The 23,028-nt window shown below is 66.5% G+C and carries 17 protein-coding genes; 14 read left to right on the forward strand and 3 right to left on the reverse strand.

Going from position 1 to position 23,028, the window contains the following annotated elements; genetic code table 11:
• Positions 1–14 precede the first annotated feature (14 nt).
• On the reverse strand, positions 15–2,594 hold the full coding sequence (gene clpB / locus BM244_RS18950; RefSeq protein WP_093400480.1) for an ATP-dependent chaperone ClpB: 2,580 nt from the start codon (positions 2,592–2,594) through the stop codon (positions 15–17).
• A 180-nt stretch (positions 2,595–2,774) separates the two neighbouring features.
• Between clpB and BM244_RS18955 the strand changes: the two genes are divergently transcribed.
• Complete coding sequence (locus BM244_RS18955; protein WP_093400600.1) at positions 2,775–3,191, forward strand: acyl-CoA thioesterase; 417 nt, start codon at positions 2,775–2,777, stop codon at positions 3,189–3,191.
• Positions 3,192–3,306: 115 nt separating this feature from the next.
• On the opposite strand, the gene BM244_RS18960 is transcribed toward BM244_RS18955, so the two are convergent.
• The gene (locus BM244_RS18960) at positions 3,307–4,701 is read right to left on the reverse strand and encodes a helix-turn-helix domain-containing protein (protein ID WP_093400481.1); all 1,395 of its coding nucleotides are present in this window, start codon (positions 4,699–4,701) and stop codon (positions 3,307–3,309) included.
• Between the two features lie 100 nt (positions 4,702–4,801).
• Here BM244_RS18960 and BM244_RS18965 point away from each other — a divergent pair, with 100 nt between their 5' ends.
• From BM244_RS18965 to BM244_RS19015, 11 genes are all read left to right on the forward strand, one after another.
• Positions 4,802–6,328, forward strand: coding sequence for an acyl-CoA carboxylase subunit beta (locus BM244_RS18965; protein ID WP_093400482.1), 1,527 nt, complete (start codon positions 4,802–4,804; stop codon positions 6,326–6,328).
• 57 nt (positions 6,329–6,385) lie between these two features.
• Positions 6,386–6,670 (forward strand): hypothetical protein, encoded by a 285-nt coding sequence (locus BM244_RS18970; RefSeq protein WP_093400483.1) that lies wholly within the window; start codon positions 6,386–6,388, stop codon positions 6,668–6,670.
• Complete coding sequence (locus tag BM244_RS18975; RefSeq protein WP_093400484.1) at positions 6,667–6,885, forward strand: hypothetical protein; 219 nt, start codon at positions 6,667–6,669, stop codon at positions 6,883–6,885. Before BM244_RS18970 ends, BM244_RS18975 begins: the two co-directional genes overlap by 4 nt.
• Complete coding sequence (locus BM244_RS18980) at positions 6,882–7,388, forward strand: hypothetical protein (RefSeq protein WP_093400485.1); 507 nt, start codon at positions 6,882–6,884, stop codon at positions 7,386–7,388. Before BM244_RS18975 ends, BM244_RS18980 begins: the two co-directional genes overlap by 4 nt.
• A complete protein-coding gene (gene mce / locus BM244_RS18985; RefSeq protein ID WP_093400486.1) occupies positions 7,385–7,810 on the forward strand; it encodes a methylmalonyl-CoA epimerase in 426 nt (141 codons plus the stop codon). The genes BM244_RS18980 and mce overlap by 4 nt, the downstream gene beginning before the upstream one ends.
• 10 nt (positions 7,811–7,820) lie before the next feature.
• Positions 7,821–8,606, forward strand: coding sequence for an enoyl-CoA hydratase-related protein (locus BM244_RS18990; protein WP_093400487.1), 786 nt, complete (start codon positions 7,821–7,823; stop codon positions 8,604–8,606).
• A 151-nt stretch (positions 8,607–8,757) separates the two neighbouring features.
• Positions 8,758–10,899: a methylmalonyl-CoA mutase gene (gene scpA / locus BM244_RS18995; RefSeq protein WP_093400488.1), complete on the forward strand. Its 2,142-nt coding sequence runs from the start codon at positions 8,758–8,760 to the stop codon at positions 10,897–10,899.
• On the forward strand, positions 10,896–11,468 hold the full coding sequence (locus tag BM244_RS19000) for a TlpA family protein disulfide reductase (protein ID WP_254784592.1): 573 nt from the start codon (positions 10,896–10,898) through the stop codon (positions 11,466–11,468). Before scpA ends, BM244_RS19000 begins: the two co-directional genes overlap by 4 nt.
• Before the next feature lie 76 nt (positions 11,469–11,544).
• Complete coding sequence (bioB, locus tag BM244_RS19005) at positions 11,545–12,588, forward strand: biotin synthase BioB (RefSeq protein WP_254784594.1); 1,044 nt, start codon at positions 11,545–11,547, stop codon at positions 12,586–12,588.
• A gap of 113 nt (positions 12,589–12,701) precedes the next feature.
• On the forward strand, positions 12,702–14,822 hold the full coding sequence (locus BM244_RS19010) for an acetyl-CoA carboxylase biotin carboxylase subunit (RefSeq protein WP_093400490.1): 2,121 nt from the start codon (positions 12,702–12,704) through the stop codon (positions 14,820–14,822).
• Positions 14,823–15,358: 536 nt separating this feature from the next.
• Positions 15,359–17,752 (forward strand): DUF3772 domain-containing protein, encoded by a 2,394-nt coding sequence (locus tag BM244_RS19015; protein ID WP_093400491.1) that lies wholly within the window; start codon positions 15,359–15,361, stop codon positions 17,750–17,752.
• On the opposite strand, the gene BM244_RS19020 is transcribed toward BM244_RS19015, so the two are convergent.
• The gene (locus BM244_RS19020) at positions 17,737–18,786 is read right to left on the reverse strand and encodes a spore coat protein U domain-containing protein (RefSeq protein ID WP_139226973.1); all 1,050 of its coding nucleotides are present in this window, start codon (positions 18,784–18,786) and stop codon (positions 17,737–17,739) included. The genes BM244_RS19015 and BM244_RS19020 overlap by 16 nt on opposite strands.
• A 188-nt stretch (positions 18,787–18,974) precedes the next feature.
• On the opposite strand from BM244_RS19020, the gene BM244_RS19025 reads away from it, so the two are divergent.
• Complete coding sequence (locus BM244_RS19025) at positions 18,975–20,282, forward strand: sugar porter family MFS transporter (protein WP_093400493.1); 1,308 nt, start codon at positions 18,975–18,977, stop codon at positions 20,280–20,282.
• Between the two features lie 134 nt (positions 20,283–20,416).
• Positions 20,417–23,026, forward strand: a complete 2,610-nt coding sequence (locus BM244_RS19030; protein ID WP_254784595.1) for a porin family protein — start codon at positions 20,417–20,419, stop codon at positions 23,024–23,026.
• Positions 23,027–23,028 lie beyond the last annotated feature (2 nt).

Genomic DNA, 23,028 nt, shown 5'->3' on the forward strand with positions numbered 1-23,028 from the left:
GCCGCCCTTTTTCGTTATGCGACGATCAGCACCAGCTTGCCGTCGCCCTCGTCGACCTTGACGGTCGAGCCGTCCTTCACCTCGCCGCGCAGGATCATGTCGGCGAGCGGATCCTGCAGATAGCGCTGGACCGCGCGCTTCAGCGGCCGAGCGCCGTACACGGGGTCGTATCCGACGCGACCGAGCCACGCTCGCGCGGCATCCGTCAGATCGAGCACGATCTTGCGATCCGCCAGCAGCTTGTCGACGCGCGACACCTGGATGTCGACGATCGGCGCCATGTGCGACTGGCCGAGGCGGTGGAACAGGATCACCTCGTCGAGCCGGTTGAGGAACTCGGGCCGGAAATGCGACCGGACGATCTCCATCACCTGCGGCTCGACCGACGACACGTCGTCGCCCTCCGCCATGTTCGCCAGATACTGGCTGCCGAGGTTGCTCGTCAGGATGATCAGCGTGTTGCTGAAATCCACCGTGCGCCCCTGGCCATCAGTCAGCCGCCCGTCGTCGAGCACCTGCAACAGCACGTTGAACACGTCGCCATGCGCCTTCTCGACCTCGTCGAACAGGATGACCTGGTACGGACGCCTGCGCACCGCCTCGGTCAGCACGCCGCCCTCCTCATAGCCGACATAGCCCGGAGGCGCACCGATCAGCCGCGCGACCGCGTGCTTCTCCATGAACTCGCTCATGTCGATGCGGACCATCGCGCTGGGGTCGTCGAACAGGAACTCCGCCAGCGCCTTGGTCAGCTCGGTCTTGCCGACGCCGGTCGGTCCGAGGAACAGGAACGAGCCCAGCGGCCGGTTCGGATCCTGCAACCCCGCACGTGCGCGCCGCACCGCAGTCGACACCGCCTTCACCGCATGCGCCTGGCCGATCACGCGCTTGCCGATCGTCGCTTCCATCGCGAGCAGCTTGTCGCGCTCGCCCTGCAGCATCCGTTCGACCGGGATGCCGGTCCAGCGGCTGACCACGCCGGCGATGTCGTCGGCGGTCACTTCCTCGCGCAGCATCGCGCCCTTGGTCGCCCCCGCCGCCTCGTCGAGCTGGCGCTGCAACCCCGGGATCGTACCGTAGGAAAGCTCGCCCGCCTTGGCGAGATCGCCAGACCGTTGCGCCTGCTCGAGCTCCAGCCGCGCGGCATCGAGCTGTTCCTTCACCCGCGCCTCGGCGTTGATCTTGTCCTTCTCGCCCTTCCAGCGCGTCGTCAATTCGGCGGATTGCTCCTCCAGGTTGACGAGTTCGCCCTCCAGCGTGTCGAGCCGGTCGACCGACGCGTCGTCGGTCTCGCGCTTCAACGCCTCGCGTTCGATCTTGAGCTGTATGATCCGCCGGTCGAGATTCTCGATCGCCTCGGGTTTCGACTCCACCTCCATGCGGATCCGCGAGGCGGCCTCGTCCATGAGATCGATCGCCTTGTCGGGCAGGAAGCGATCGGTGATGTAGCGGTTGGACAGCGTCGAGGCGGCGACGATCGCGCCGTCGGTGATCCGCACGCCGTGGTGCAGCTCGTACTTCTCCTTTAGCCCGCGCAGGATCGAGATGGTGTCCTCGACGGTCGGTTCGCCGACCATCACCGGCTGGAACCGTCGCTGCAACGCCGGGTCCTTCTCGACATATTTCCGGTATTCATCGAGCGTGGTCGCGCCAACGCAGTGCAGTTCGCCTCGAGCCAGTGCCGGCTTGAGTAGATTGCCCGCGTCCATCGCGCCCTCGGATTTGCCCGCGCCGATCAGCTGGTGCATCTCGTCGATGAACAGGATGATGTCGCCCTCGGCGGCCTTCACCTCGTCGAGCACGCCCTTCAGCCGCTCTTCGAACTCGCCCCGATATTTCGCGCCGGCGATGAGGGAGCCAAGATCGAGCGACATCAGCCGGCGGTCCTTCAGCGTATCCGGCACGTCGCCATTGGCGATCCGTAGCGCGAGCCCCTCGGCGATCGCGGTCTTGCCGACGCCGGGTTCGCCGATCAGCGCGGGGTTGTTCTTGGTGCGGCGCGCGAGGATCTGGATGGTGCGGCGGATCTCCTCGTCGCGACCGATGACCGGATCGAGCTTGCCGTCACGCGCCGCCTGGGTGAGATCGCGCGCGAATTTCTTGAGCGCATCATAGCGATCCTCGGCGCCCGCGGTGTCGGCGGACCGACCCTGCCGCAGGCCGTTGATTGCGGTGTTGAGTCCCTCGGGCGTCACGCCGCCGGCCTTCAACGCCTTGCCCGCCGCGGTGTTGAGCGACAGTGCGAGCGCAACCAGCAGGCGTTCGACGGTGACGAAGCTGTCGCCCGCCTTGCTCGCGATCTGCTCGGCCTGGTCGAGCACGCGCACCGCATCGTTGTCGATTCCCGGCGTGGTCTGCGCGCCGGAGCCTGAGACGACGGGGATCTTCGCAAGCGCGAGATCGGTCTCGGACGTCGCGCGCTTGGCGTCGCCACCAGCGGCTGCAATCAGCCCGGCAGCCATGCCCTGTTCGTCTTCCAGCAGTGCCTTCAGCAGATGCTCTGGCGCGATCCGCTGGTGGTTCATGCGGATCGCGACGGTCTGCGCGGATTGCAGGAAGCCCTTCGCGCGGTCGGTGAATTTGTCGATGTTCATGACGAATTCCTGTGGAAAGTTTCGGTGTTGGCCAAAAGATGGTGTTGTATTTGGGCAACACAAGAGGCGGGCGCAGGTCGGATGCTAGGGCCCGCGCGAGGCATCCGGAATAGCGTTTATTGTCGGTATCGAAGCGCCGCCGTCATCGCTACGTTCAGGTTCGCATGCTATATGCAGCGCGTGTCCACAGCGCTTCCCCATACCTACGCCATCGGCATCGAGCCGGCCGACATCGACTTCATGGGTCACGTCAACAACGCGAACTATCTGAAGTGGGTACAGGCCGCGGTGATCGACCATTGGCAGCGCCTCGCGCCTGCCGAGGCGGTGGCTGGGCACCTCTGGGTCGCGTTGAAGCACGAGATCACGTATCGGAAGCCGGCGTTCCTGGACGACGACGTCATCGCGACGGTGTTGCTAGAGAAGGTCCAGGGTGCGCGCGCATTTTACGAGACGATCATCAAGCGCGGCGAGGATGTGCTCGCCGAGGTGAAGTCGAGCTGGTGCTGTCTCGATGCGGAAACGCTGCGGCCGTCGCGGTTGGCGAACAGCGTGGTCGAACACTTCTTCCCGAAGGACCCGGCGGCGGCTATCTAGTTCGTCATTCCCGCGGAGGCGGGAACCCATATTGGCTGACGTTTGCGATCGTCAGGACAGTCCGAGGGTATGGATCCCCGCCTACGCGGGGATGACGGATTTATGGGTGCGACGGTTAAATGACCTCGTACGGCACCGCCCCGCGCCGGTCCGGGTCAACACGGATATCGCTCGCCGCTGGCGGAAACGCACGCTGGTCGCAATCCGTCCGCAAGCAAACGCGGCACGAAGACCCGATCGGCGTCGCGATCCCCCCGGTCCCCAGCGCATCAGCATAGATGAACTCCGACGCATTCGCCTCCTCGCACCCCAGCGCCACCGCATAGCGCCGCGCCGGCCGCGTGTACGTCTCGGACGGCTTCACCAGACCCTTCGCCATCGAGACATAGCGGATGCCGTCGGTCGTCTCGATCAGCTGCGTCAGGATGCGGTCGGGGATCGCCACCGCCTCGTGCACGATCCACAACGGACACGCCCCCCCGAACCGCGCGAACTGCAATCGCGTGGCGGAGTGCCGCTTCGTAATGTTCCCCGCCATGTCGACCCGGCAGAAGAAGAACGGGATGCCCAGTGCGCCGGGGCGCTGCAACGTCGAGAGCCGGTGGCAGGTTTGCTCGAAACTCGTCCCGAAGATCCGCCGCAACCGGTCGATGTCGTGACGCACGCTCCGCGCCTCCGTCCGGAAGCGGGTGTAGGGCATGACGATCGCCCCGGCCGCGTAGTTTGTCAGCCCCGCGGTCAGCAGCGCGCGCGCGGTTTCCGACGCCATCTCCGACGCCGAGACGATTCCGCCAATGACGTCTCCGAACTCGTGCCGCGCGACTTGGTGCGCGAGCGAGAACAGGGTGGTCTCGCCCGGCTGCGACCCGTCGAGCCTTAGGGTCGCGCCGTCGTAATCGCGCAACGGGGCCGCGAGCGCACCCGAGATCGCAACCGCCACACCTCTCGCCGCCAGCCGAGCCTCCAGCGCCGCGATGCGGTCCGCGCCCAAAGTCTCGCCGATCTCCTCCGCCCGCCGGTCGAGCGCATCGACATAATTGCCCGCCGCATGAAACCAGTCGCGCACGTCCTCCCACGGCAGCAACCCCGGCGCCCCCGATCCCGCTACCAGCCGGTCGTCGAGCGCCCGCAACTGCTCCTGCGCGCGCCGATACGCATCGTGCATCGCGACGAGGCGCTGTGCCAAGAGCGGCTGATGCTTCACTGCGCGGCGCACCGCGCTCTCATCGAGTGCAGGTGCCTCCACACTCGTATCCGACACCGCCTCCAGCGTCGCGATCAGCAACGCGGTATCGTCCGCCGCATCTATGCTCCCCCAATCCGCCGGAAACTCACGCGCGAGCGTGATCAGCACGCCTTCCGTCACCGGCCGGTCGCCATTCTCGATCTGCGAGAGATAGCTCACCGACAGGTCGATCCGAGCGGCCATCGCCGCCTGGCTGATCCCGAGCACGCGGCGCAGGTCGCGCAGGCGGTGTCCGACGAAGAGGCGACGTGCGGGCAGGGTCATCCCTCCGCTTAGTTTGCAAACATCACGTCGGCAAGTTTGCAACATTGCATTTGCGCATCGCATCCCGCTCTGTGAAGGCAATCAGCAGGACGGAGAGACGATGTCATCGACGATCGAAGAGCTTGAACGCCGCCGCGAAGCCGCCAGAGTCGGCGGAGGCCTCAAGCGGATCGCAGCGCAGCACGCCAAGGGTAAGCTCACCGCGAGGGAACGCCTTGACGTGCTGCTGGACGAGGGATCGTTCGAGGAGCTCGACATGTATGTCGAGCATAACTGCGTCGATTTCGGCATGCAGGACCAGGTGATCCCTGGCGACGGCGTGGTCACCGGCTCGGGCACGATCAACGGCCGCCTCGTCTTCGTCTTCAGCCAGGATTTCACCGTGTTCGGCGGATCCTTGAGCGAGCGTCATGCGCAGAAGATCTGCAAGGTGATGGACAGCGCGATGAAGGTCGGCGCGCCGATCATCGGCCTCAACGACAGCGGCGGCGCGCGCATCCAGGAGGGGGTCGCCTCGCTCGGCGGCTATGCGGAAGTGTTCCAGCGCAACGCGCTCGCCAGCGGCGTCGTGCCGCAGCTCTCGCTCATCATGGGCCCGTGCGCAGGCGGCGCGGTCTATTCTCCCGCGATGACCGACTTCATCTTCATGGTGAAGGATTCGAGCTACATGTTCGTCACCGGCCCCGACGTGGTCAAGACGGTGACCAATGAGGTCGTGACGCAGGAGGCGCTCGGCGGCGCGGTGACGCACACCACCAAGACGTCGGTCGCCGACAACGCGTTCGAGAACGACATTGAAGCACTGCTCGCGGCGCGCGATTTCTTCGATTTCCTGCCTGCGTCGAACCGTGAGGGCGTGCCCGAGCGGCCGACCGCGGACGAGTGGGATCGGATCGAGGAGAGCCTCGACACGCTGATCCCGGCGTCGGCGAACCAGCCCTACGACATGCACGAGCTGATCCGGAAGACCGTCGACGAAGGCGATTTCTTCGAGACGCAGCCGGCGCATGCGGCCAACATCATTACCGGCTTCGGCCGCATCGAAGGCCGCACGGTCGGTTTCGTCGCGAACCAGCCGATGGTGTTGGCGGGCGTGCTCGACATCAATTCGTCGAAAAAGGCCGCGCGGTTCGTGCGCTTCTGCGATGCGTTCGAGATCCCGATCGTGACCTTCGTCGACGTCCCCGGCTTCCTGCCTGGCACTGCGCAGGAGCATAACGGCATCATCAAACACGGCGCCAAACTCCTGTTCGCCTATGCCGAGGCGACCGTGCCGAAGATCACCGTCATCACGCGCAAGGCGTATGGCGGCGCGTACGACGTGATGGCGTCGAAGCACCTGCGCGGCGACCTCAACTATGCGTGGCCGACCGCCGAGATCGCGGTGATGGGCGCGAAGGGTGCGGTCGAGATCATCTTCCGCGGCAAGACGCCGGAAGAGATCGCCGAGCGCACCGCCGAATACGAGGCGCGGTTCGCCAACCCGTTCGTCGCCGCGTCGAAGGGTTTCATCGACGAGGTGATCCAGCCGCATTCAACCCGCCGCCGCATCGCGCTCGGCTTACGGAAACTTCGCGGCAAGTCGCTCGAGAATCCCTGGAAGAAGCATGACAACATTCCGTTGTGAGCTATGCTTGTTCGGTGATGATAAGCACATTATCATGTCATGCGAAGGAGTCGTGCGATGCAGACCGAACGCGTGACGTTTCTGACTACCCCCGACCATAAGGCCGCGCTCGATGCGTTCGCGGCGAACAGCGGCATGTCCGTCGGCCGCGTCGTGCGTGAGGCGACAACGCGGTACATTGCCGCACCGGCGTCGCACGACGAGGAAGCGGCATTGGCGTTTCTCGCACCGGAGATCGAGGCCGCCGTCGACGACATGAAGATGTCCATCCAGTCGATGCGTGAGAATATCGCGCGCACCTGCGCTGTGGTCGATGCGGTGCTGGCGGGCGAAAGACCGTGAGTGCAGGCGAAAAGGCATTCGGCGTTTTCAAGACGATCCTGACGCTGAAAGACCAGCTCGATGGCCTCGATCGGGACGTCGCTCAGCTTGGCGGGCGGCTCGCAGGTCTTGCCGGGGCGCATGGTGATCTCCGCGATCGGGTTTCTCGTCTCGAGGGCATGATCGAGGGTGCGGCAATGGCCGCCGGTCGGCAGCAACGGAGGATCGAGGAATGATCGCGTTTCTTCTGCTTCAGGCAGCCGCTGTATCGGCGCCCGCGCCGGCCTGGAAACTCGCCGATCGTACCAACCCGACGGGTGTGCGCAGCATCTCCGCGTCCGTCACCGGCAATGACGGGCTCTCGCGGCTCGTCGTGAAATGCGACGTCGGCTCGGAGCCGATCGTGTCGATCCAGTTCATCCAGCCGCAGCCGCTCGGGTCCGGCGCGGACAAACCCGTCGCGGTGCGCTTCGATGGCGGGCCGGCGTTCACGTATAACTGGCAGTTCCCGGGTACCGGTACGTACATCACCGATTCCGAGGCGATCACGAAGCTGACGACGTTCCTCGTGAAGTCGAAGACGGCGCGCGTCGAGACCACCAACGGCGCGGATTTCGCGGTGCAGGCCAACTTCGTCGCGCCCACCAGCGATGCGATGATCAGGCAGGTGCTCGGCGTGTGCGGATACACGCTTGGCGTGGTCCCAACACCACCGCCACCGCCGAAGGGGGCACAATGACGCTGGGCCGGCTCAATCATGTCGGGGTCGCTACGCCGTCGATCGCGAAGTCGGTCGAGACGTATCGCTTGCTGCTCGGCGCGACCGCGATCGGCGAGCCGTTCGACCTGCCCGCGCAGGGGGTGAAGGTCTGCTTCATCGATGCGCCCAATACGCAGATCGAGCTGATCGAGCCGTATGACGAGAGTTCGCCGATCGCCGGCTTCCTGCGCAAGAATCCGGCGGGCGGGCAGCATCATGTCTGCTTCGAGGTCGCCGATATCCATGCGGCGATTGCCGACCTGAAGGCGAAGGGCGCGACCGTGCTGGGCGAGCCGCGGATCGGCGCGCACGGCACGCCGATCGTGTTCGTGCACCCCAAGGATTTCGGCGGCATGCTGGTCGAATTGATGGAGACGCCGGGCGATACCGGCGCGCACTAGGAGAGATTTGATGGCCGCGTACGAGCATATCCTGAGCGAGCGGCGCGGCGACGTGCTGGTGCTGACGCTCAACCGGCCCGACCGGCTGAACGCTGCGCCGCCAGCGATGTTCGAGGAATTGCGCGCGGCGCTGGGCGATCTGGACGGTGCGCGCGCGGTTCTGATTGCGGGTGCGGGACGCGCATTCTGTTCGGGCGCGGATGTCGGGGGCGGGGCGCTTGGTTCGGACAATCCTGGCGAGGCGACGTTCGCGGCGCTGACCGGAAGTTATAATCCGACGATGGCGGCGATCGCCGAGTTGTCGGTGCCGGTGGTAAGCGCAGTGCGCGGGCCGGCGGCGGGGATCGGCTGCAGCCTCGCGCTCGCCGCCGATTTCTGCGTCGCGAGCGAGAGCGCGTATTTCCTCCAGGCGTTCGTGAATATCGGGCTGGTGCCGGATGGTGGCGCGTCGTGGATGCTGCCGCGGTTGATCGGCAAGGCGCGGGCGACGGAGATGATGATGCTCGGCGAGCGCGTCCCGGCGGCGAAGGCGCTCGACTGGGGGATGGTGCACAAGGTGGTTTCGGACGACGCGCTCGATGCGGAGGCGTTCGCGCTGGCGGAGCGGCTGGCGGCAATGCCGACGGTGGCGCTCGGGCTGATGCGCCGGGCGATCACGGCAGCATACGAGACGGATTACGCGACCGCGATGCAGGCCGAGGCGGCGAACCAGCGCGACGCGCGCGGGTCTACGGATTCGATGGAGGGCGGCCTCGCATTCCTGACGAAGCGCAAGCCGGTGTTCACGGGAAAGTGACCTTCGTTTCCCGCACCGCCCCGGCGTTTCTGACCACCACCCCGGCGAAGGCCGGGGCCCAATTGGGCAACGGCGCCTTGGCTGGTGCTACTCTCCGTTACAGCAACCTTTCCAATTGGGCCCCGGCCTTCGCCGGGGTGGTGTTCTCCGCATGACCGACAAACCGAACCCCACGCTCGCCGACTGGCAGGCCGCCGCTACCAAGGAAGTCAAAGGCGCCGACCTAACCTGGCCGACCCCCGAAGGCATCGACGTCAAACCGCTCTACACCGCGGAAGACGTGCGCGAAGACCCAGGCCTCCCAGGTTTCGCCCCCTTCACCCGCGGCGTCCGCGCGTCGATGTACGCCGGTCGCCCCTGGACGATCCGCCAATACGCCGGCTTCTCCACCGCCGAGGCCTCGAACGCGTTCTACCGCCGCAACCTCGCCGCCGGCCAGAAGGGCCTGTCGGTAGCGTTCGATCTCGCCACCCACCGCGGCTACGATAGCGACCACCCCCGCGTCACCGGCGACGTCGGCAAGGCTGGCGTCGCGATCGATTCGGTCGAGGACATGAAGATCCTCTTCGACGGCATCCCGCTCGACAAGATGTCGGTCAGCATGACGATGAACGGCGCGGTGATCCCGATCCTCGCCTTCTTCATCGTCGCCGGCGAAGAGCAGGGCGTCGACCGCAAACTGCTCGACGGGACCATCCAGAACGACATCCTCAAGGAGTTCATGGTCCGCAACACCTACATCTACCCGCCCGAGCCGAGCATGCGGATCATCTCGGACATCTTCGGCTACACCAGCCGCGAGATGCCCAAGTTCAACAGCATCTCGATCAGCGGCTATCACATGCAGGAGGCAGGGGCGACGCAGCTCCACGAGCTCGCCTTCACGATCGCCGACGGCATGGAATATGTAAAATACGGCGTCGCGTCCGGGCTCGACATCGACAAGTTCGCCGGGCGCCTGTCGTTCTTCTTCGCGATCGGCATGAACTTCTTCATGGAGATCGCCAAGCTCCGCGCCGCGCGCGTCCTTTGGCACCGCGCGATGACGCAACTCGGCGCGCAGGACGAGCGCTCGAAAATGTTGCGCACGCATTGCCAGACCAGCGGCGTCTCGCTCACCGAGCAGGACCCGTACAACAACGTCATGCGCACCACGATCGAGGCGATGGCGGCGATGCTCGGCGGCACGCAGTCGCTCCACACCAACGCGCTCGACGAGGCGATCGCGCTGCCGACCGACTTCTCCGCCCGGATCGCGCGCAACACGCAGATCGTGATCCAGGAAGAGACGGGGATGACCAAGGTCGTCGATCCGCTCGGCGGCAGCTATTATATCGAGAGCCTGACGCAGTCGCTGGTCGACGGCGCGTGGACACTGATCGAGCGGATCCAGTCCGAAGGCGGCATGGCGAAGGCCGTCGCGGCGGGCTGGCCCAAGGCGATGATCGAGGAAGCGGCTGCTGGGAGGCAGGCAAGAGTCGATCGCGGCGAGGACGTCATCGTCGGCGTCAACAAGTACAAGCTCGCCGAACAGGACGCGATCGAGATCCTCGATGTGGATAACGTTGCGGTGAGAGCGGGCCAGATCGAACGCATCGAGCGGGTAAAGGCCACGCGCGACGAAGCCACGTGCCGCGCCGCGCTCGATGCGTTGCGGGAAGGTGCGAAAGGCTCCGACAACCTCCTCGCGCTTGCGGTCGAGTGCGCCCGCGCCCGCGCCACGCTCGGCGAAATCTCCTCCGCGATGGAAGACGTGTTTGGCCGCTACGGCACGCAGCCCACCCCCGTGTCCGGCATCTACGGCGGCGCGTACGAGGACGACGCGCGCTGGACCCGCCTCACCGACGGCGTCGAAGCCACCGAACGCCGCATGGGGCGCAAACCCCGCATGCTGGTCGCCAAGATGGGGCAGGACGGCCACGACCGCGGCGCCAACCTCGTCTCGTCGATGTTCGGCGACCTGGGCTTCGAGATCGTCCCCGGCCCGCTGTTCCAGACCCCCGCCGAAGCCGCTGCGCTCGCGCTCGAAAAGGATGTCGACATCGTCGGCGCCTCGAGCCTCGCCGCCGGCCACAAGACGCTGATCCCCGAGCTGATCGGCTACCTCCGCGAGGCCGGCCGCGCGGATATCAAGGTGATCGCGGGTGGCGTCATCCCCGCACAGGACTATCAGGCGCTGCGCGATGCCGGCGTCCAGGCGATCTTCGGCCCCGGCACCAACCTGATCCAAGCCGCCGAGGACGTGTTGAAACTGCTCGGCCACAACATGGCACCGGAAGAGGAACGGGTATGAACATGCGCACCACGGTGTTGGCGATTGCGCTGACCGCTTTCAGTATCGCGCCGGCCGTGGCGCAGGAAACCGCGCCCACCACGGGCCGCTCGATTTCTACGATCGCGCAGGTCATGGTGAAGACGCGCGACGGCAAGGCGATCCCGCTCGGATCGCGCATCAAGCCGGGTAAACCCACCCTCGTCTCGATCTGGGCGAGCTGGTGCCCGCCATGCATCGCCGAAGCCCCGTATCTGAACAAGATGCGCAAGGAATTCGGCGGCGGCTACAACTTCCTCTACATCAACCGCAGCGAGGGCAACCCCGATCGCACCCAGCCGCCCGCCGCGATCGCGCAGTTCCTGCAGCGCGCCGGCATGAGCGACATCGATTACGTCGTCGCGGACGTCGATGCGTATCGTCAGATCATCGGCAAGGACATCCGCGACATCCCCGACGGCAAGGTCGGCATTCCGCGCGTCTATCTCTTCGATGCCAAGGGGCGGCAGGTCCACACCGCCTACGGCTTCGGCGACGGCGGCGGGCCCGAGCTCGAAGCGCGCGTAAAACGTGCGACGGCGGCCAAGTAACATCCCCCGCCAGTTACGCCGCCGCGCGCAGGCGCTATGCGACGACGCGAAACGACCAGAGACCAAAGGCCGCATGATGATCGAAACCCTCCTCCGTCCCCCAGTCGCGACTGGCGCGCCGACGTCCGTGTCGAGCCGCACCGACTGGACCCGCCCCGAGATCGCCGCGCTCTTCGAGCTCCCGTTCGACGAACTCATGTTCCGCGCCCAGACCGTCCACCGCGCGCATCACGCGATCGGCGAGGTCCAGCTCTGCACGCTGTTGTCGATCAAGACCGGCGGATGCCCCGAGGATTGCGGCTATTGCTCGCAGTCCGCCTCATCCGACAGCGGCCTGAAGGCGGAAAAGCTGATGGACGTCGACGCGGTCCTCGCCGACGCCGCGCAGGCCAAGGCCGCCGGCTCGCAGCGTTTCTGCATGGGCGCCGCGTGGCGCAACCCGAAGCCGCGCGACATGCCGAAGGTCGTCGCGATGGTCGAAGGCGTCCGCGCGATGGGGCTCGAGACGTGCATGACGCTCGGCATGCTCGACGCGGACCAGGCCAAGCAGCTCGCCGACGCCGGCCTCGATTACTACAACCACAACATCGACACCTCGCCCGAGAATTACGGCAACGTCATCACCACGCGCACCTTTGGCGATCGCCTCGAGACGCTCGCGAACGTCCGTGACGCAGGCATCTCGGTCTGCTGCGGCGGGATCGTCGGGATGGGCGAGACGCGCAGCGACCGCGTCGGCTTCGTCCACGCGCTCGCGACCTTGCCGCGCCACCCGGAGAGCGTTCCCGTCAACGCGCTGGTCCCGGTCAAGGGCACGCCGCTCGGCGACATGCTCGCCGGCACGCCCATGGCGCAGATCGACGACATCGAGTTCGTCCGCACGGTCGCCGTCGCGCGGATCACGATGCCGCTGAGCATGGTCCGCCTGTCGGCCGGCCGCGAGAGCATGTCCGAGGCGACCCAGGCGCTGTGCTTCATGGCCGGCGCGAACTCGATCTTCACCGGCGACAAGCTGCTGACCACCGGCAACGCCGGCGACAGCGCGGATGCGACGCTGCTGGCGAAGCTCGGGATGAAGCCGATGGTCGGTGCAGAACCGATGCGGGCTGCGGCGGAGTAGTTCCCCTCCCGCTTGCGGGAGGGGTTAGGGGAGGGCCTGTCCTCCCGCACCATAATATCCGCGCGTGGACAGGCCCTCCCCCGGCCCCTCCCGCAGGCGGGAGGGGAGCGAGAATGTTCAAGAAAATCCTGGTCGCCAATCGTGGCGAGATCGCATGCCGCGTCATGCGGACCGCCAAGGCGATGGGCATCAAGACCGTCGCGGTTTATTCCGACGCCGACGCGCGCGCGCCGCACGTGCTGATGGCCGACGAGTCCGTCCGGCTCGGGCCGGCACCCGCCGCCGAAAGCTATCTCAAGGCCGAGCTGATCCTGCTCGCGGCCAAGGAAACCGGCGCGGACTGCATTCACCCGGGCTACGGCTTCCTCTCCGAACGCGAGAGTTTCGCTTTGGCCTGCGCCGAGGCCGGGATCGCGTTCGTCGGGCCTCCTCCGAAAGCGATCGCCGCGATGGGCGACAAGATCGAGTCGAAGAAGCTCGCCAAGGCCGCGGGCGTCAACGTCGTGCCGGGCTATCTCGGCGAGATCGACAGCACCGACCACGCGGTCGAGATCGCCGGTGGAATCGGCTATCCGGTGATGATGAAGGCGTCCGCCGGCGGCGGCGGCAAGGGCATGCGGCTCGCGTACAGCGAACAGGACGTCCGCGAAGGCTTCGAGGCGACCAAGCGCGAGGGGCTCGCCAGCTTCGGCGACGACCGCGTGTTCATCGAGAAGTTCATCGAAAGCCCGCGCCATATCGAGATCCAGCTGATCGGCGACCAGCACGGCAACATCGTCTATCTCAACGAGCGCGAATGCTCGATCCAGCGGCGGCACCAGAAGGTCGTCGAGGAGGCGCCGTCGCCGTTCGTGACGCCGAAGATGCGCAAGGCGATGGGCGAGCAGGCGGTCGCGTTGGCCCAGGCGGTGGGGTATTATTCGGCCGGGACGGTCGAGCTGATCGTGTCGGGTGCGGACACGACGGGGGAGGGGTTCTACTTCCTCGAGATGAACACCCGGCTTCAGGTCGAGCATCCCGTGACCGAGGAGATCACCGGGCTGGACCTGGTCGAACTGATGATCCGCGTGGCGGCCGGGGAGCCGCTCGGGTTCACGCAGGACGAGGTGAAGCTCAACGGCTGGTCGATCGAGAACCGCGTGTACGCCGAGGACCCGTATCGCGGGTTCCTGCCGAGCATCGGGCGTTTGGTGCGGTACAATCCGCCGGAGACTTCCCCCCTCCCGCAAGCGGGAGGGGCCGGGGGTGGGCACGCGCTGTCCTCCACCGCTAACGTTGCCTTTAACGATAGCGCGAGCCCACCCCCCAGCCCCCTCCCGCTTGCGGGAGGGGGGGCAGAAGAATCCCGAGTCCGCGTCGACGACGGCGTCCGCGAGGGCGGCGAGGTCAGCATGTTCTACGACCCGATGATCGCCAAGCTCATCACCTGGGCCCCCACCCGCGACGGTGCGATCGCCGCGCAGATCGCCGCGCTCGACGCGTTCGAACTGGAGGGGCCGGGCAACAACATCGATTTCCTCTCGGCGATCATGCAGCACCCGCGCTTCCAGTCGGGCGCACTGACCACCGGCTTCATCGCCGAGGAATATCCAGAAGGCTTCCACGGCGCCCCCGCCGACGCCGCGCTGCTGAAGACGCTCGCCGCCGTCGCCGCCTTCGCGGCCACCGCCGAAGCCGACCGCGCCCGCCGCATCGATGGCCAGCTCGGCAAGCGCCTCCGTCCGCCCGCCGACTGGTCGGTGACGATCGACAAGACCGACCATGTGGTGACGGTCTCGACCGACGGCATCACAGTCGACAGCGAAGACCTCGACCTGGCGCTCGAATACACGCCCGGCGATCGCATGGTTGTCGCGGATGGCCACGGTGAGGACGGCGACGAGCACCTGACGATCCGCATCGCCAAGGCCCGCGCCGGCTTCAAGCTGACGACCCGCGGCGCGAGCCACGTTGCCCGCGTCCTTCCCGCCCGCGTCGCACCGTATACCGCGCATCTGATCGAGAAGGTCGCGCCCGATCTGTCGAAGTTCCTGATCTGCCCGATGCCGGGTCTGCTGGTGCGGCTCGACGTCGCGGCGGGGGACAGGGTCGAGGCGGGGCAGCCGCTGGCCGTGGTCGAGGCGATGAAGATGGAGAATATCCTGCGCGCCGAGAAGACGGGGACGGTAAAGTCGGTCGCGGCGAAGACCGGGGATAGTCTCGCGGTGGATCAGGTGATCCTCGAGCTGGACTGAACGACGCGCGGTCCAGTTCTGCGCCAGCCAACGCGAGTCTCGCCCCGTCATGCCGGGCTCGTTCCGGCATCCACCGTCCCTCACATTCGATAGAATTGAGTGTGCGGAACGGTGGGCCCCGGCCTCCGCCGGGGTGACGGCGAGGGGAAGGGCGCGCGTTCCTACTGATGATCCTGGCGCAGCGGACCGCACTTCCTGTTTCCCCGCGAAGGCGGGGACCCAGTCTGGGCTCCCGCCTTCGCGGGAGAACAAGGAAGCGTGGACGACGGCTGTGCTCTAAGGATGCACCCCCAACAGGAACACCACCCCGGCGGAGGCCGGGGCCCAGTTGGGAGCGGCTGGTGATTGAGGCCAGCGCTCCGTTACAACGACCTTGCCAACTGGGCCCCGGCCTTCGCCGGGGTGGTGCATAGGAGGGTGTCGGGGTGACGCAAACGAGGTGCGAAGGCTTTTCCAGTGGCTTCCGATACCGGTGACGGTTGCCGGTGGACCACCACCCCTCCCGTTTCGCAGCCTATCGCTGTACAGCAGCCCGGATGACTCTCCTCCGTTACCTCGCCGCGCTCCTCCTCCTAGCCACCGCGCTACCCGCCACCGCGCAGGACGAGCCCAAGGTCGCGACCGTCGCGGCGAGCCTCACCCAGGCGTCGGCCGAGCTCCAGGCGATCGACGACGCCACCCCCGGCGCGCGCGACGACAAGGCGCGGCAGGCGCTGCGTACCCGCGCGCAAACCGTGCAGACCACCGCCGCCGACGCCGTCCGCACGCTCACCCCCGAGATGGCGCTGGTCCAGGCCCGCGTCACCGAACTCGGCGCCGCCACCCCCGGCGTGGTCGAGGCACCCGAGATCCGCGCGCAACGCAAGCTCCTGGCGCAGAGCCAGTCCGCGATCGACTCCGCGATCAAGCGCGCGCGCCTCATCGGCATCGAGGCCAAGCAGCAGATCGACGATATCGGCGCGGCCGAGGCGGAGGAGCTCGGCCAGCAATTGTCCGAGAACACCGGCTCGCCGCTGTCGCCGATATTATGGGCGGCGATCGTCGATCACCTGCCGCGGGATACCGCGCGCATGATGCGGTTCGCCAATGTCGAGATCCGCCAGTTCGGTGCGCGGTTCGACATGCGCGCCGGTATCGGCCTGCTGGTCGGGATCCTCGCCGCGCTGGTGCTGATCGTGCCGTTGCGGCGCTGGCTGCACGGCGTCGGCCGGCGCTATGCGACCAACCACGCGCCCGGCGGACGCCTGCGACGCTCGGCCTATGCACTGTGGCTGGTCGTGATCGGCACCGCGCTGCCCGGCCTCGCTGCGTGGGCGATCGTCGCGTCGCTGCGCTGGGCTGGGCTCGTCTCCCCTGCCTGGAGCCGGTTCGGCGCGATCTTCGTCGGGATCTCGTGGTTCTGCGCGTTCGTGTCGTCGCTCGGCGGCGCGCTGCTGCTGCGTGGCCAGTCGACCTGGCGTCTGCTGCCGATCGGCGACCCTGCGTCGCAGGCGCTGCGGCCGTACACCTGGATGGCGGCCGGGCTGATCTTCTTCGGCCAGTTGCTGATCGCGACCAACACGTTGATCGGCATCAGCGCACCCGCGGCGAGTGCCGCCAACGCGGTCGTCGCGTTGCTGCACATCGCCCTGCTCGGCGCGATCCTGGTGACGCTCGGCCGGTTGCGCGCCGCCGCGCTCCCCGACCCGACGAAACCCGCGCGCAACACGCTGCTCGCGATCGTCGCGACGCTCGTCTGGCTGGTGCTGCTCGTCACGCTCGTCGCCGGGCTGATCGGCTATGTGAACTTCGCGCTGAAGGTCGCGACGTGGCTGCTGTGGGGCGCGATCGTCGGTGCCTCGCTGTACCTGATGATGACCTTCACCGACGACGCGTGCCGGACGTTGCTGTCGAGCGGCAATCGTCTGGGCCGGTCGGCGAACAGCGGCTTCGGCGTCGACAACAAGACCGTGGACCAGATCGGCGTGCTGCTGTCGGCGGTGTTGCGGCTGCTGCTGATCCTGCTCGCAGTCGGCGCGGTGATGGCGCCGTTCGGGGCGGGCGTCGGCTCGGCGTTCGAGCTGTTCGGCACGGTCGCGAACGGCGTCACGATCGGCCAGGTCACGATCTCGCCGGGCGCGGTGCTACGCTCGATCGCGGTGCTGTTCGTCGCGCTCGCGATCATGCGCGGGCTGCAGCACTGGCTGGTGAACAGCTACCTGCCGACCACCGCGATGGACGCCGGCGCGCAGAATTCGGTGATGATGGTCGCGCGGTATGCCGGGATCATCGCCGCGGTGCTGTGGGCGCTCGGTGCGCTCGGGATCGGCATGGAGAAGCTCGCGGTGGTGCTCGGCGCGCTGTCGGTCGGGATCGGTTTCGGCCTCCAGGCGATCACGCAGAACTTCGTCTCGGGGCTGATCCTGCTCGCCGAACGCCCGGTCAAGATCGGCGATCTCGTCCGGATCGGCAACATGGAGGGCGACGTGAAGCGCATCAACGTGCGCTCGACCGAGATCGAGGTCGCGGACCGCTCGACGCTGATCGTGCCGAATTCGGAGCTGATCACCAAGACCATCCAGAACATGACGCTGGCCGCACCGATCGGCCGGATCCAGCTACAATTCTCGGTGCCGCTCGAAGAGGATCTGGACGCGGTGCGGACGATGCTGTTCGCGGCATTCGCCGAGAAGCACGAGGTGCTCGACGATCCCGCCTCCAAGGTGTTCATCGATTCGATCGACGCGGGTCGCGCCAAGTTCAACTGCTTCGCGTACGTGGCGAGCCCGCGGGATGCCTATCCGATCCGCAGCGAATTGCTGTTCACTCTGCTCCGCCAGTTCCGCGAAGCGGGGATCGAGGTCGGCTCAACCGCGACAAAGATGGAGATCGTCGGTGGCGTGCCCGCACCGCGTGCCCCGGACACGCCGGCGGATCATTTCACCGAATAGGGTATCGAGATCGTAAAGGCCGTGCCGGCTGCCATCACCCCCTTCGGGTTGAACTGGACCGCGGTGACCATTCCCTGCGTCGCCGAGTCGCCCGCGACGGGTTTGTAGCCCCAGACGTTGTTGCCGCTGGCAAAGTCGACATCGTCGTCGGGGTCCGAAGGCGAGGCATATTTGAACTTCAGCCCGGTGGTGCCGGTCGTATCGCCAGCTTGCACGACCGCGCCGATGTTCGTGCCGTCGCCGTCGAGCGCGATGCGCAGGCCGGCTGGCGTGGGCAGCGTGAACGTGAGCGTGTTGCTGTCCAGTGCGAACGGATTCGGGTTCAGGATCTGCATCGTCATGCGCAGCTTCGCGCCGGGAATGGCCTTCGGGTTGTTGGTCGTCACCGAGGCTTCCCACGTCGTACGTTGTGACACGGTAACGACCGCGTTCTTGGCGACGGTCACCGTGACGTTGACGGTGGCTGTCTTGCTGTCCTGGTCGTTGTCGGCCAACAGGCACAAGCCCAGGGCTGCGATACCGTTGCAGAACTTCCAGGTCCAACGAACCTGGAAGTTGCCGGCGTATATGCCGGCGGGCGGCGCCGCCGCGCTGATGAGCTTGATATAGATCGGCACCGCGGCCTTGCTGTTGCTCAGCAGCGACAACGTCGTCCCCTCGACATAGGATCGGGGGGTATTGGCGACGAAGGGCGTGGTGCCGTCCGCGGTGGCGGATAGCGAATAGCCCATCGACCCGCCGGTGGGCGCGGTCAGCGTCAGCGGGGTGGTCGTTATCAACGTCGCGCGCAGATAGTCGGCGGCCAGCAGCGACAGGATGCTGGCGTTCGCACATTTGAACGAGCCCGTCGTCGCGATGAACCCTGCCCCCGTCACGGCGGTAGGCGACAGGGTGCCCATGTTGGCGGTCGATGGCGTAGCGATATCGCACGCGAACGCCGGGGCCGCGGCAAGCCCGAGATACAGCAATATCGCGGCGACCAGTCCCCGCAGTCCGCGTCCCGAAGTCATTGCCGGACCATGTTCGATACCCACCGCATTCCTCGCACCCGTTTCGATGCGTCAGCGCTATGCCCCCAATCGTTAATGCGTTTTGAAAAACCGGAAACGGGTGTTTTCGCTGTCCGAATTGGCGTGCGTTGGTCTTGCGATGCCGCGTAAATCGTTCACAACACGGCGATGACGATCATTCCTTCCATCGACCTTTCCAGCGACAGCGCCCTGTGAGCGCGCAACCCCGCACGATCCTGATCGCGAGCGTCGCTACCGCTGCGCTCGCAGGGCTGTTGTTCGGTTTCGATACCGCGGTGATCGCCGGCGTCACCGGCGCGCTGAAAGCGAAGTTCGCGCTCAGCGAGGCGTGGCTCGGTTTCACCGTCTCGTCCGCGCTCTGGGGTACGCTGATCGGTGCGCTGTTCGTGGGGTCGCTCGGCGATCGCTACGGCAGCCGCAACGTGCTGCGGATGCTCGCCTTCCTGTATGTCGTCACCGCGCTCGGCTGTGCGCTGGCGTGGAACTGGCACAGCTTCATCGGCTTCCGCTTCATCAACGGCATCGCGATCGGCGGCTCGTCGGTGCTTGCACCCGCCTATATCGCAGAGCTCGCACCGCCAGCACAGCGCGGGAAAATGGTCGGCGGGTTCCAGTTCGCGGTCATCCTCGGCATCCTGCTCGCCTATGTCTCGAACGCGGTCATCGGGTCGCTCGATCTCGGCGATGTCGAGTGGCGGTGGAAGCTCGGGATCGTCGCGGCCCCGTCGCTGGTGTTCTTGGCACTCCTGTTCCGCATCCCCAATTCGCCGCGCTGGCTGCTCGCCAAGGGACGCGATGTCGAGGCGAAACAGGTGCTCGCACTGGTCGGCATGAGTCCCGACGTCGCGCGCGCGGACCTCGATGCGCCCAAGGGTGATGCGTCGCTGTCCTGGACGCGCCACCGCAAGCCGATCACGCTCGCCTTCCTGGTCGCGATGTTCAACCAGTTCAGCGGCATCAACGCGTTCCTCTATTACCTCAACGACATCTTCAAGGCGTCCGGCGGCAGCCTGTCGCCCGATCTCCAGGCGGTGATGATCGGTGTCGCCAACATGGTCTTCACGCTGCTCGGGATGCTGCTGATCGACCGGATCGGCCGGCGCACGCTGCTGCTCTGGGGCTCGGCGGGCATGACCGCGGCGCTCTCGGTCGGCGGGTTGGCACTATTGGGGGTCCTGCCCAACTGGCTGCTGCTGCCGTCGCTGATCGTCTTCATCATGTTCTTCGCCCCCGGCTCGGGCGCGGTGATCTGGGTCTATATCTCGGAGGTGTTCCCGCAGAACGTCCGCGCGCGCGGGTCGAGCATCGGCTCGTCGAGCCATTGGGGCTGGAACGCGGTGATCGCGCAGATATTCCCGATCGTCGCGGCATGGTCGGCGGGCGCGCCGTTCCTGTTCTTCGCGGCGATGATGGCGGTGCAGTTCGTCACCGTGTTCCTCTACTTCCCCGAGACCAAGGGCGTGCCGCTGGAGGAGATGGAAGCACATATGTCGCGATAACCGACGCATGCGACGAAAGCGCTGCCGAACCGACACAATCCTGCGACAATTGCCGCCTAATCGGCAGGCTCGATCATCGGGGTAGAACGGGTATGCGCAGTTTGGGTCTGGTTCTGGCGGTAAGCGCACCTGCAATGGCAGCGGCCCAACAGGCTCCGTCGACACCCGTCAAGGCCGTGCCCGCCGCACAAGCCACGGAGCAGGAGGAAGCTGCCGAGCCCGAAGAGATCGTCGTCACCGGATCGCGCAAGCTGCCCGGCTCGGTAATCGGCGACATCCCGCCCGACCAGAGTCTCGGGCAGGCGGAAATCCGGTCCTATGGCGTAAGCTCGATCTCGGATCTGCTGACCGAACTCAGCCCGCAGACGACGAGCGGGCGCGGTAGCGGCGGTGCGCCGGTGGTGCTGCTCAACGGCCGGCGTATTTCCAGCTTCGCCGAGATCCGCGACATCCCGACCGAGGCGATCCAGCGCGTCGAGATCCTGCCCGAAGAGGTCGCGCTCAAATACGGCTATCGCGCGGACCAGAAGGTCGTGAACTTCGTCCTGCGGCGCCGCTTCCGCGCGGTGACCGTCGAAGCCGTCGACAAGATGCCGACCGAAGGCGGCAGCAATTCGCCCGATGGCAAGCTCGACATGCTCAGCATCGCCCGCGATCGCCGGGTCAATCTGCATGCGGAGTACACATCCACCTCGGCGCTGACCGAGGCCGAACGCGACATCAACGCGCCGGCCGCCACTGCGACCAGTGCGCGCGGTGCGGACAACGCCGTCGTCGACCAGCGACCGTTCCGGACGCTGCAGGGGGCGAGCAGCACCTTCACCGTGAACAGCGTCTATGCGCGCAACATCGGCAAGGTCGGCGCGACGATCAACGGCCGCCTCGAATCGACCGACAGCCGCAGCCTGAACGGCCTGCCCGTCGCCTCGCTGGACCTCGCCGATGGCACGACGCTGTACCGGGCGCTCAACGACGACGGTTTCCAGCCGCTGACTCAGCGTGCGTCGTCGATCGCCGCGCATCTCGGCACCACGTTCAACGGCGATGTGGGGACGTGGCGCTGGAACGTGACGGGCAATTACGACCGCAGCGACACGCAGACCTTTACCGAGACCGGCGTCGACACGACCGCGTTCCAGGCGCGACTGAATGCGGGCGATACGACCGCCAACCCGTTCGCGCCTCTCACCGCGCGCGATTTCGGGGCGGCCCCCGGCAACCGCGCCTATGCGACGCAGACCTCGGGCGAAGTCGATGCGGTCGCCAACGGCAACCTCTTCAACCTGCCCGCCGGTGCGGTCTCGACGACGGTCAAGCTCGGTGCCGAAACCGCCGATTTCAAAAGTCGCTCCTACAGCGTCGTCGACCTGGTCGGACGCGATACGCAGGGGCAGGTGGCGCGCGATACCGTCAACGGTCAGGTCAATGTCGACGTGCCGATCGCCAGCCGGTCGAAGGACGTGCTGCCGTTTCTCGGCACGCTGTCGGCCAATTTCAACCTCGCCGAGGATCATCTGTCGGATTTCGGCACGCTGACCACGCTCGGCTACGGCGTGAACTGGTCGCCGATCGACGGCGTCCGCCTCATCGCCTCGGTCACCGACACCGACGAGGCACCGACCGCGCAACAGCTCGGCAATCCGTCGATCACCACGCCCAATGTCCGCGTCTTCGATTACGTGACGGGAACGACCGCGACCGTCACGACGATCAGCGGCGGCAACCAGGGCCTCGTCGCGGACAACAACCATGTCCGCAAGCTGGGCCTGACGCTGAAGCCATGGTCCGCAAAGGATCTGTCGATCACCGCCAACTATGTCGACAGCCACACCGACAACCCGATCGCATCCTTCCCGAGCGCGACGGCCGCGATCGAGGCCGCATTTCCCGATCGCTTCACCCGCGATGCTGGCGGCAATCTGCTGCAGGTCGACCAGCGGCCGATCAACTTCGCGCGCAGCGAACGCTCCGAACTGCGCTGGGGAATCAATTTCTCCGCGCCGCTGAAGTCGAAGATCCAGCGGGAGCTGGAGGCGTATCGCGCGGGGACCGGACCCAATCCGTTCGAGGGGATGCAGCCCCCCCGCGGATTTCGTCCTCCGTCTGGCGAGGACGGATCAGGCGGCCGGGCGCGTGGCGATGGCGCGCGTGGCGGTTCGGGCGGCGATGGCCCCCCCCCGGGCGGGCCGCCGTCGGGCGGAGGCTTTGGCGGTGGTCGCGGCCCCGGCGGCTTTGGCGGTCGCGGCGGCCAGGCCGGCGGCCGCATCCAGTTCGCGCTCTACCACACGTGGCACTTCACCGATCGCGTGCTCGTGGCGGACGGCGGCCCGAGCCTCGACCTGCTCAACGGCGACGCGATCGGCAACAGCGGCGGCCAGGCGCGGCACGAACTCGAGGCGCAGGCCGGCTACACCAACAACGGTCTCGGCGCGCGTCTCTCCGCCAACTATGCGACCGGCACGCGGGTCAACGGCGGGACCGCTGCCGTACCCACGACCCTCAACTTCGGCGGCCTCGCCACCGCCAACCTCCGCCTGTTCGCGGATCTCGGCCAGCGCCTCGAATGGGTCAAGGCGCACCCGTGGCTGCGCGGCATGCGTGTCAGCTTCTCGGTCGACAACGTCCTTAACACCCGCCAGCGCGTCACCGATGCAACCGGCGCGACGCCGAACAACTACCAGCCGGACTATCTCGACCCGCTCGGTCGCACGGTAAGGCTCAGCATCCGCAAGCTGTTCTTCTAGGG

Origin of the sequence: Sphingomonas sp. OK281 (assembly GCF_900115295.1) — a bacterium.
GTDB lineage: Bacteria > Pseudomonadota > Alphaproteobacteria > Sphingomonadales > Sphingomonadaceae > Sphingomonas.

Bases quoted from the DNA above. Each gene is read 5' to 3' on its own strand.
- BM244_RS18980 (WP_093400485.1), top strand. From the start codon at position 6,882: ATGATCGCGTTTCTTCTGCTTCAGGCAGCCGCTGTATCGGCGCCCGCG.
- BM244_RS18965 (WP_093400482.1), top strand. From the start codon at position 4,802: ATGTCATCGACGATCGAAGAGCTTGAACGCCGCCGCGAAGCCGCCAGA.
- mce (WP_093400486.1), top strand. From the start codon at position 7,385: ATGACGCTGGGCCGGCTCAATCATGTCGGGGTCGCTACGCCGTCGATC.
- BM244_RS18960 (WP_093400481.1), bottom strand. From the start codon at position 4,701: ATGACCCTGCCCGCACGTCGCCTCTTCGTCGGACACCGCCTGCGCGAC.
- scpA (WP_093400488.1), top strand. From the start codon at position 8,758: ATGACCGACAAACCGAACCCCACGCTCGCCGACTGGCAGGCCGCCGCT.
- BM244_RS19030 (WP_254784595.1), top strand. From the start codon at position 20,417: ATGGCAGCGGCCCAACAGGCTCCGTCGACACCCGTCAAGGCCGTGCCC.
- BM244_RS18990 (WP_093400487.1), top strand. From the start codon at position 7,821: ATGGCCGCGTACGAGCATATCCTGAGCGAGCGGCGCGGCGACGTGCTG.
- BM244_RS19015 (WP_093400491.1), top strand. From the start codon at position 15,359: ATGACTCTCCTCCGTTACCTCGCCGCGCTCCTCCTCCTAGCCACCGCG.
- bioB (WP_254784594.1), top strand. From the start codon at position 11,545: ATGATCGAAACCCTCCTCCGTCCCCCAGTCGCGACTGGCGCGCCGACG.
- BM244_RS19000 (WP_254784592.1), top strand. From the start codon at position 10,896: ATGAACATGCGCACCACGGTGTTGGCGATTGCGCTGACCGCTTTCAGT.
- BM244_RS18970 (WP_093400483.1), top strand. From the start codon at position 6,386: ATGCAGACCGAACGCGTGACGTTTCTGACTACCCCCGACCATAAGGCC.
- BM244_RS19010 (WP_093400490.1), top strand. From the start codon at position 12,702: ATGTTCAAGAAAATCCTGGTCGCCAATCGTGGCGAGATCGCATGCCGC.
- clpB (WP_093400480.1), bottom strand. From the start codon at position 2,594: ATGAACATCGACAAATTCACCGACCGCGCGAAGGGCTTCCTGCAATCC.